We start from the raw sequence: 9920 nt of genomic DNA on the forward strand, positions 1-9920 counted from the left end.
GGTGATTGCTACCACTGAATGAGTGCGGTAAATTGCTAGATGCAAGGCATGAGTTCATGCGGAGAGTTCAAATGATGATTGCCCTACCTGGAGTTGCCATCCACAGTAAAATCTATGAGAGTTCCGTGTCTCTAGTGTACCGTGGCATTAGAGCGCACGATAATCGTGCAGTCGTCGTCAAACTGCTCAAGCAGAATTATCCTTCTCCTCAAGAACTAACGCGCTACAAACAGGAATACCAGATTACTCGCTCCCTTAATCTAGAAGGCGTAATCAAGGCACATAGCCAACAGGAGTATCAACGCACACTCGTCATTTTTTTAGAGGATTTTGGTGGAGAATCTCTCGAAAAGTGGATGCAGCAACGTCCAGACTTTTCTCCAATGTCCTTATCTGCATTTCTACAGCTAGCGATCGACCTCACTGGCATTCTCAGCAGGATCCACGGTGCTGGAGTTATTCATAAGGATATCAATCCTGGCAACATTGTCCTTAACTTAGAAACGGGCGTTGTTAAAATCATTGACTTTGGCATTGCCACCCGATTTAACCGCACCAATCCGTTATTCAAAAGTCCTCATGGTTTGGAAGGTACACTCGCCTATCTCTCTCCAGAGCAAACCGGACGCATGAACCGCTTGCTGGACTACCGCACCGATTTTTACTCGCTGGGTGTCACCTTCTACGAACTGCTGACTGGACAACTGCCGTTTCCCACCACAGACATCCTAGAGCTAGTTCATTGTCATATTGCTAAACAGCCTGTTCCAGTGCATGAACTGAATGCAGCAATCCCTAAAGCTGTCTCAGACATTGTGATGAAATTGATGGCAAAAAATGCAGAAGATCGCTATCGAAGTGCTTGGGGCATCAAAGCAGATTTAGAACATTGTGCAGCACAACTGACAAAAACAAGTCAAATTGGCAGTATCCAACTGGGTTTACAAGATGTTTCTGATCAGTTTCACATTCCCCAAAAGTTGTATGGACGTGAAGCAGAAATTGCAGCATTGTTGGCAGCGTTCGACAGAATAGCTGGAATGAGGAATGCAGAAAATTCTTCTCTCAAAGTCGAGATGATATTGATCTCTGGCTATGCTGGAGTTGGCAAATCAGCTTTAGTGCAAGAACTCTACAAGCCCATCACTATTAAGCATGGCTATTTCATCTCTGGTAAGTTTGACCAATTTGGGCGCAACATTCCCTACAGTGCAATTGTGGATGCTCTGCAAAAGTTGGTGCAGCAACTACTTGGAGAACCAGACGCGCAGTTGCAACAGTGGCGATCGCACCTACTTACTGCATTAGGTAGCAACGGACAACTGATCATTGATGTCATTCCGGAAGTAGAGTTAATTATTGGTAAGCAAACACCTGTGCCAGAGGTTGGGGCAACAGAAGCACAGAATCGCTTCAATCGCGTCTTTCAGCAGTTTATACGAGTATTCTGCTCTAAAAAACATCCGTTGGTAATCTTCCTGGATGATTTGCAGTGGATTGACTCTGCTACGTTGAAGTTAATCGAACTGATACTATTGGATGATCAAGCTCAACACCTACTTTTGATCGGAGCTTATCGAGATCATGAAGTAGATTTAACCCACCCACTCGCATTGATGTTGAAGCAATTACGGAAGCAAGGAGTAATATTTCAGAAAATTGCCTTAAACTCTTTAACGCTAGAGCCATTGAATCAGTTAATTGCTGATTCAATGCAACAGCATCTAGGCACGGTTCGTTCCTTAGCTCAGTTAGTGTTGTGTAAAACGGCAGGTAATCCCTTTTTTGTGGGCGAATTTTTGCGATCGTTGCACAGCGAAAATTTGTTGCACTTTAATACCGAGCAACGAACCTGGCAGTGGGACATCACTCAGATTGAAGCTCAGAATATTACCGATAATGTTGTGGAGTTGTTGCTGAGTAAGTTAAAGAAACTACCAGAGGTGACACAGCAAATTCTGCAATTAGCCGCTTGCATCGGGGCTGAATTTGATTTGGAGACGTTGGCGATCGTATGTGGGCAATCCCCTACAACCGTTTTTCAGAACTTATTAACAGCGGTACAGGCGGGATTTATTCAACCTATCTCTGGATTAGACGAAGACTTGTTAGTTCAGGACTATAAGTTCTTGCACGATCGCGTCCAGCAAGCTGCTTATGCTCTACTCGATGAGTCGCAGAAACAAGGCGTACATCTGCAAATCGGTCGTAATTTACTCGAAAAGACGTTGCCAGAGCAGCGAGCAGAGCGGTTATTTGAAATTGTTGACCATCTGAATTGTGGAACTGAGTTAATCACTGAGCAAGCTAAACGGAATGAGATTGCCACACTAAATTTGCAAGCAGGTCAGAAAGCGCTGGCAGCGACGGCTTATGAAGCAGCTTTCAAGTATTTCAATACAGGGCTTAAATTACTTGATGTGGACAGTTGGCAGTATGAGTATGACCTAACTTTGGCGTTGCATTCAGAGGCAGCAGAGGCAGCATACCTCAGTGGTCACTTTGACGAGATGGAGCGGCTTGTAGAAGCAGTGCTTAACCGTGCGAAGATGGTGCTAGACACAGTGAAAGTTTACGATAGCAGGATTCAAGCATGAATGTCGCGGGGAGACTCTAAAGAAGCCCTGAAAACTGGCTTGGAAGTGCTGCAACTTTTAGGAATTCGTTTAGTGGAAGCTCCAAGTCAGTTAGATGTTCAAGCAGAATTAGAGGAAACCGCGTCACGATTGGCTGGGTGGGAAATCGAAGATTTGATTGATCTGCCAGAGATGACTGAACCTGCACCACTGGCAGCAATCTATATTTTAGCCAGCACACTGGGTTCGGCTTATAGTGTGTCACCCGCTCTGCTAGTGCTGATTGTGTGCAAGATGGTGAATTTATCAATCGCCTATGGAAACGCGATGTGGTCGCTGCTTGGTTATGCTGCCTATGGCATGACGCTATGTAGAGTTGTACAAGACTTTGAATTGGGCTATCGATTTGGCAAATTATCCTTAAATTTAGCGAAACGATCAAATAACAAGAGAGGCAGCTTTAAAGCATTGCTGATGGTAAATTCTAGTATCATTTACCGGAAAGCCCACCTTAAAGAGACGCTTCCTAGTTTAGCTGAAGCTTATCAAAGCGGTATAGAAAGTGGAGAGTTTGAATATGCGAGTTATTGTGCAGTTAACGTATGTTATTACCCCTTTTTTGCAGGACAAGAACTGACAGAACTGGAACAAAAAACAGCAATTTATCGTAAAGCCACCCATCAAATTAGACGAGAGATTCCTGCCACCTATCTGGCAATGTTGCAACAAACAATCCTTAATCTGCGAGGTCAATCTGAAAATCCAAGTCGCTTAGTGGGTTGTCTCTATGACGAAGAGCAAGCACTATCATGGACGATCGCGGTCAAGGATGGAACTAGCCTTCACTGGTTTTACTTAAATAAGCTGATTCTATGCTATCTGTTCGGGGAGTATGAGCAAGCTGCAAAAACGGCTACTTTGGCAGAACCGTATTTAAGTGCAGCCACAGGATTAATCTCTGTTGCTATATTTTATTTCTATGACTCCCTAATAGTTCTGAGCTTGTTAGCAAATGCTTCAAACTCTGAAAAAGAAGTCTGGTTAAGTCGCGTCAACGCTAACCAGGAGAAGATGCAAAAATGGGCATACCACGCCCCCATGAACTTTTTGCATAAATTTCAGTTAGTTGAGGCAGAGAAAGCGCGAGTTTCGGGTCAGTTTTTTGAAGCAGAGGGGTTTTATGAACAAGCCATTCAACGTGCTAAAGAAAATGAGTATCTTCAAGAAGAAGCCTTGAGCTATGAGTTAGCTGCCAAACATTACCTGGCTCGTGGTCGAGAAAGGTTTGCTCAGCTCTATATGAAGGAATCCCATTACTGCTATGAGCGGTGGGGAGCAACTGCAAAAGTCAAAGATTTAGAGACTCGCTATCCCCAGTTTTTTCCTCAGTCATCGGGTGTTGCTGATACGTCAATTCGCACTACTGCTGGAACCACTTCAAATACCTCACATATTGCTTTGGATTTAGCAACAGTGATGAAAGCAGCTCAGGCAATTTCGAGTGAAATTGAACTGGAGCAGTTGCTCAGTTCTTTGATGCAGCTCCTAATCGAGAATGCGGGAGCACAAACTGGTTGTCTATTTTTGGAAAGTTTAGGCGAATGGAGAATCGAAGCGTCTTGTGAACTGGCTGATAGTGAGCAGGTCTGTATGACGCAAGTGCTGCAATCAGTTCCAATGGCAACTCGCGTACCCGAATCCGTTATTCAGTACGTGATCCGGACTCATGAAGCTGTAATTCTGAATGATGCAGCTCGTGAGGGGAATTTCATCAATGATCCTTACATTCAACATAACCAAACTCAATCGCTTCTCTGTTTGTCGCTGCTGAATCAAAGTAAGCTCGTTGGTGTGTTGTATCTGGAGAATCAATTAGCAACTGGGGCGTTTACACCAGAGCGATTGCAACTCTTACATCTACTATCGACTCAAGCAGCCATTGCGATCGAGAACGCTAAACTCTACTCAAAGCTACGCGCCAGCGAAAGTCGAATCACTCAATTCCTCGAAGCAATTCCAGTGGGAATTAGCATATTAGATGCCGTAGGTCGCCCTTACTACATGAATCAGCGAGGGATTCAATTAGTGGGCAAAGGAAGTGATCCGTCTGTAGCTCTAGATCAGCTTACACAGGTTTATCAGGTTTATCTGGCAGGAACAAAGCAACCCTATCCTACTGAGAGGTTGCCATCTATTCGAGCATTGAGTGGTGAACGGACAACAGCTAACGATTTAGAAATTCATCAGAATAACGCAGTCATTCCCGTTGAGGTGTGGGGCACTCCCGTGTTTGACGAACAGGGTAATGTGGCTTATGCGATCGCAGCCTTTCAAGACATTACCGAGCGTAAACAGGCAGAAAAACTGTTAGCTGATTACAATCGCACCTTAGAGCAACAAGTCGCAGAACGAACGGCAGCGTTACAAGAAAGCGAAGCAGAACTGCGTGAGCGAGAACAGCAACTTCGATTGATTACCAACGCTCTACCCGTATGCATCAGCTACGTCGATGCCGATTTGCGCTATCGGTTTGTCAACCAGACCTATGAGGACTGGTTTGGCTGTAGCCGGGACGAAATTCTCAGTAGGCACATTCGTGAGATCATTGGAGAAGCCGCTTATCAAGTTGCTCAACCTTATATTGATCAAGTTCTAGCAGGACAGCTTACACTCTACGAAGCGGAATTGCCCTATCCTTTTGGCGATCGCTATGTCAGTGGTTCTCTCATTCCTGATTTTGATGCCAATCATCAAGTTCGAGGCTACTACGGTTTAGTCACAGATGTCACCCAACAGCGAAATGCGGCTCTGCGGGAGCGTCAGCAGGAACAGAAAGCATCCATCCTCAACGAGCGCAACCGCATGGCAAGAGAAATACACGATACGCTAGCCCAAGCCTTCACAAGTATCATCATGCACACAGCCGCCGTCGCAGAGAGCGTTACAGAACTTGCCCCGCAAAATCTAGAAACACTCCAAACCTATCTGCGAACGGTAGAAGAATTAGCCAGTAGTGGACTCACTGAAGCTCGTCGCTCGGTTACTGCTCTGCGACCGAAACTGCTAGAGGAGGGGGACTTGTATTGTGCCTTGAACCGTCTCACCGCCGATATAAAATCTTCCACCAATATTCAAGTAAGCTGTGAGGTCACTGGAGCAATCTATGTGTTGTCCTCAGATGTTGAAGATAACCTGTTGCGCGTTGGACAGGAAGCGCTCACGAACGCTGTTAAACACGCTCATGCTACAGCAATTCAGGTTGAGTTGGAGTACGAGGAGACACAGTGTTTATTGCGAATCAAAGACGATGGAAGGGGTTTTGACGTTAATCAAATTTCTCTCAGTCAAGGTTTTGGGTTACTGGGAATGAGTGAACGAGTTGAGCAAATGAGGGGTGAGTTAGTCATTCAAAGCCAACCGGGTCAAGGTACAGAAGTTGTTGTTGTCGTGAGTCGGGAGTAGGTAGTCTTGCGTCAGACAAATGTGGATCAGAGAACTGCGATTCGAGTTCTAATTGTGGATGATCATGTCATCTTCCAGCAAGGACTGGTTAACATCATCAACAAAGAGGCGAATATGACGGTGGTGGGTAGAGCCAGCAATGGCATCGAAGGGATCGACCTCTTTCGTCGAATACAGCCCGATGTCACTCTGATGGACTTGCGGATGCCTCAAATAGATGGAGTAGCAGCGATCGCATCCATTTGTGCAGAATTCAATATGGCTCGCATTATTGTCTTGACTACCTATGATGGCGATGAGGAAATTTATCGTGGCTTGCGGGCAGGTGCAAAGGGCTATCTGCTGAAGGATTGTAAACCGAGTGAGCTACGAACCGCCATTCGTACTGTTCACGATGGGCAGCAATATATTCCACCGAATGTGGCTGCTAAATTGATCCAGCGAATGAGCAGTCCGGAGTTGAGCGATCGTGAGTTAGAGATACTTCGATTGGTCGCTCAGGGTATGAATAATCTGGAAATCGGTACGACTTTAAACATTAGCGAAAGCACGGTCAAATCCAACATCAGCCGAATCCTAAGCAAGCTGGGAGCAAAAGACCGCGTCCAGGCAACAATTATTGCTCTTAAACGAGGAATTGCTAGCCTTTAAGCCCTTCGTACCAACTTAAGTTTGAGAAAAAACTGAACTTAAGTCTAGGTTATGCCGGTACCACAGGCTATTTATTTATGGTCATTCTGCTATTTAAATGTAGACTCTGATTTGAAGACAGCCCTAGATTTGCCTGGTATGGTAAGCCATACAGACTAACAATAGGAGTTGAAGCAAAGGAATCGAACGGTACCTTCTACACAGGGACTTATTTCCCTTCAGAGGTTTAAGAATGAATCATAATGTTTCTGTTGAAGTAATCAGCAGTAGCAACCAATTAGCTGTACTACCGTGTGAACGAGATCCTCGACAAGGATCATTAGATGCCAAAGTTGCGCTGGTTACGTATGGAGATTATCAATGACCTTAATGTGGAGAACTTTATGCTTTAATTCAAACCATTCAGAAACAGCTTTGTACACAGCAGCGTCAGCACAAGGGCAGTTCTGGCAGATGCATGAGATGTTATTGAATCATTGGCAGAAACTAGGAGATGACTACCTGGCAGAGTACGCAGACAAGCTAGGACTGAATGTGACACAGTTTGAGAGAGAGATTGCCAGAAAAGTATATATCGACTGCATCCATCAGGATATTGCAAGCGGACCCACCTAATTTGTGAGATTAGCGGCACGCCGTATGCGTTACCTCCTGAAACTGAGAATATCCTGCTGAGAATTGGGCAAGAAGCATTTACAAATGCCATTAAGTACGCTAGAGCAAACGAGATCCGGATTGATCTAGTCTACGAGTCAACATACATGCTCTTTACGAGTTAAAGATAATGGACGAGGATTTGAAGTCAATGATACAACCCTAAAACAAGGGTTTGCTTTGTTGGGCATGACCGAACGTGCAGAACGGATTGGGGGAAAACTTTCAATTCAAAGCCACTTGGGGCAGGGAACAGAAATCATTGTATCTGTGCATCGAGAGGTGACAGTATGAGCCAATCCGCAGCCATTCGCGTCCTGATTGTTGATGACCATGCCATTGTGCGGCAAGGACTTGTTGCAATGATTGAAAACGAGCCGGATATGACAGTAGTGGTCAACCAGGCAATGGACAGGAAGCCATTGACTAATATCGGCACTACAACCCGATGTCACCTTGATAGTCAATCCTCATAAAGTTTTTGGCTCGCGAAACAACGACCTGATTTTGCAACTAGGGAAGCGCTCCATTAGCAAAGTGATTCTCCTGGGAATGCTGGAAAATCTCTGTGTCGAATCTCACCTGCGCGACCTGGTTGAGTATAGAGTCGAGGTTCTCGTCATCAAGGATGCAACGGCTGCTCCTCAACATCCAGAGCTAGGCGACGGCTATCAGTCGGCACTGATTAACTATGGATATATTGCCAATGCAGTTCTGTCTACAAACGAGGTTGTAGCAGCAATGGCATAACGCGAAATGTCACTGGTTGCAAATTTCACCAACTCTCAAGTTTATCATGCGAACAACAAAGCCCATTTTAGGAATTTCAGCAATGTATTAGGAATACAAAGGTGATCACAATGGTGATTTTTACATGGAAAAACATTCAACGATTATTGCTGTGGCTACTCGCATTTAGTGTTGTCGTTATCGTATCGATCGCGATGCATCCAGCATCAGTTAATTCAAAGGAAATAGCCCAAGCGTCTGGCTCTAAACCGTTGATCGTTCTGGTTCATGGTACGAATGCCGACGCCACATCCTGGCAGCACGTCATTCCGCTGTTGCAGAAGAATGGCTATACCGTGACTGCTGTGCAAAATCCGCTGACTTCCCTGTCAGACGACATTGCCATGACCAAGCGGGTAATTGATGTCCAGAAGGGACCCGTTGTGGTAGTCGGTCACTCCTACGGTGGAAACGTGATTACATCTGCGGCGGCTGGCAACCCACGAGTGAAAGCATTGGTATATATCGCTGGCTTTGCACCAGAGCCAGGCGAAAGCACTAGCGAGTTAAATAGCAGATACGCCCCTCCTCCCCTCGCCGAAGCACTGATAGCTGATGCAGCAGGCTTTCTCTACATTGATCGCGAGAAGTTTCACGAGGTCTTTGCTCAAGATGTATCGCCTGCCGAGGCACAAGTGCTGGCAGTGACGCAAAAGCCACCCGCTAAGACAATTTTTGAGCAATCCGTAGACAAAGCAGCCTGGAAAACAATTCCCTCCTGGTATCTCGTGTCTCAGGAAGATCGGTCCATTAATCCTGAGCTTGAGCGATTCATGGCAAAGCGAATTGGGGCTAAAACGACTGAGATTAAAGCTAGCCATGTCGCTTATATCTCTCATCCAAAAGAGGTTGCCAACCTGATTATTGAAGCCGCAACCTCTGCTGTGAAGTAATCGCAATCTCTAATTCTTGCCAATTGATCACGTACTGAGTGGAAACTGCTCTGCGTGTCTCGTCAACTAATTCAAGGAATAACTAATATGTCCAACGAAATTAAACCGTCGATCGTTCTAGTTCATGGCAGCTGGGCTGATGGTACATCCTGGCAACATGTCATTCCACTGTTGCTACAGGATGGCTATACCGTGACCGCTGTGCAAAACCCGCTGATTTCTCTACCAGATGACATTGCCACGACCAAGCGGGTGATTGAGTCCCAACCCGGACCTGTTGTTGCAGTCGGTCACTCCTACGGTGGAGCCGTAATCACAGGCGCAGCAGTTGGCAATCCGCAGGTGAAAGCATTGGTGTATATTGCGGGTTGGGCACTAGGACCAAATGAAAGCATTAGCCAGTTAATTGGCAATGCTCCCTCCCCTCTTGTCAAAGCCATTGCCCCGGATGCAGCAGGCTTCCTTTACATCGATCGCGAGAAGTTTCACGAGGTCTTTGCTCATGACGTGTCACCCGTCGAAGCGCAGGTGATGGCAGTGACGCAAAAGCCTGCCGCCAGCATAACTTTTGAGCAATCAATGGAAAGCGCGGCTTGGCAAACCATCCCCTCCTGGTACCTCTTAGCTCAAGACGATCGGGCAATTCCCCCTGAGCTTCAGCGGTTCATGGCAAACCGAATGGGTGCTAAAACAACTGAAATCAGAGCCAGCCATGTGCCCTATATTTCTCAGCCCAGAGAGGTTGCCAACCTAATCATTGAAGCAGCAAGCTCTGTTGTGACAGTAAGCTCTGCTGTGAAGTAATCCCATCTACCTAACAACATTAATCCTCTACGGAGAACAGAGGAGGAGAACGTCATGACTCACTATGACTACATTGTGATTGGTGCAGGTT

The 9920-nt window shown here is 45.9% G+C and carries 8 protein-coding genes and 1 pseudogene; all 9 read left to right on the forward strand.

Annotated elements, in window-relative coordinates:
• The first annotated feature begins 56 nt into the window (after positions 1-56).
• Entirely contained in the window at positions 57-2597 is a 2541-nt protein-coding gene (locus tag H6F86_RS32175) for a serine/threonine-protein kinase PknK (protein WP_242033461.1), read from the forward strand.
• The gene (locus tag H6F86_RS32180; protein WP_242033462.1) at positions 2598-6038 is read left to right on the forward strand and encodes a PAS domain-containing protein; all 3441 of its coding nucleotides are present in this window, start codon (positions 2598-2600) and stop codon (positions 6036-6038) included.
• Positions 6039-6059: 21 nt separating this feature from the next.
• The gene (locus tag H6F86_RS10355) at positions 6060-6689 is read left to right on the forward strand and encodes a response regulator (RefSeq protein WP_190448534.1); all 630 of its coding nucleotides are present in this window, start codon (positions 6060-6062) and stop codon (positions 6687-6689) included.
• A gap of 462 nt (positions 6690-7151) precedes the next feature.
• Complete coding sequence (locus H6F86_RS10360) at positions 7152-7304, forward strand: hypothetical protein (RefSeq protein ID WP_190448523.1); 153 nt, start codon at positions 7152-7154, stop codon at positions 7302-7304.
• A 201-nt stretch (positions 7305-7505) separates the two neighbouring features.
• Positions 7506-7637 (forward strand): annotated as a pseudogene (locus H6F86_RS33125) (histidine kinase); the annotation flags it as partial.
• On the forward strand, positions 7634-7819 hold the full coding sequence (locus H6F86_RS10365; protein WP_190448524.1) for a hypothetical protein: 186 nt from the start codon (positions 7634-7636) through the stop codon (positions 7817-7819). The pseudogene H6F86_RS33125 and the gene H6F86_RS10365, both read left to right, overlap by 4 nt.
• Positions 7800-8093: an isochorismatase family protein gene (locus H6F86_RS10370; RefSeq protein WP_190448525.1), complete on the forward strand. Its 294-nt coding sequence runs from the start codon at positions 7800-7802 to the stop codon at positions 8091-8093. The genes H6F86_RS10365 and H6F86_RS10370 overlap by 20 nt, the downstream gene beginning before the upstream one ends.
• Before the next feature lie 110 nt (positions 8094-8203).
• On the forward strand, positions 8204-9025 hold the full coding sequence (locus H6F86_RS10375) for an alpha/beta hydrolase (protein WP_199305199.1): 822 nt from the start codon (positions 8204-8206) through the stop codon (positions 9023-9025).
• Between the two features lie 87 nt (positions 9026-9112).
• Positions 9113-9829, forward strand: coding sequence for an alpha/beta hydrolase (locus H6F86_RS10380; protein WP_190448526.1), 717 nt, complete (start codon positions 9113-9115; stop codon positions 9827-9829).
• The last annotated feature ends 91 nt before the right edge of the window (positions 9830-9920 follow it).

The organism is Phormidium sp. FACHB-592, from assembly GCF_014695795.1.
Taxonomy (GTDB): domain Bacteria; phylum Cyanobacteriota; class Cyanobacteriia; order Leptolyngbyales; family Leptolyngbyaceae; genus Stenomitos.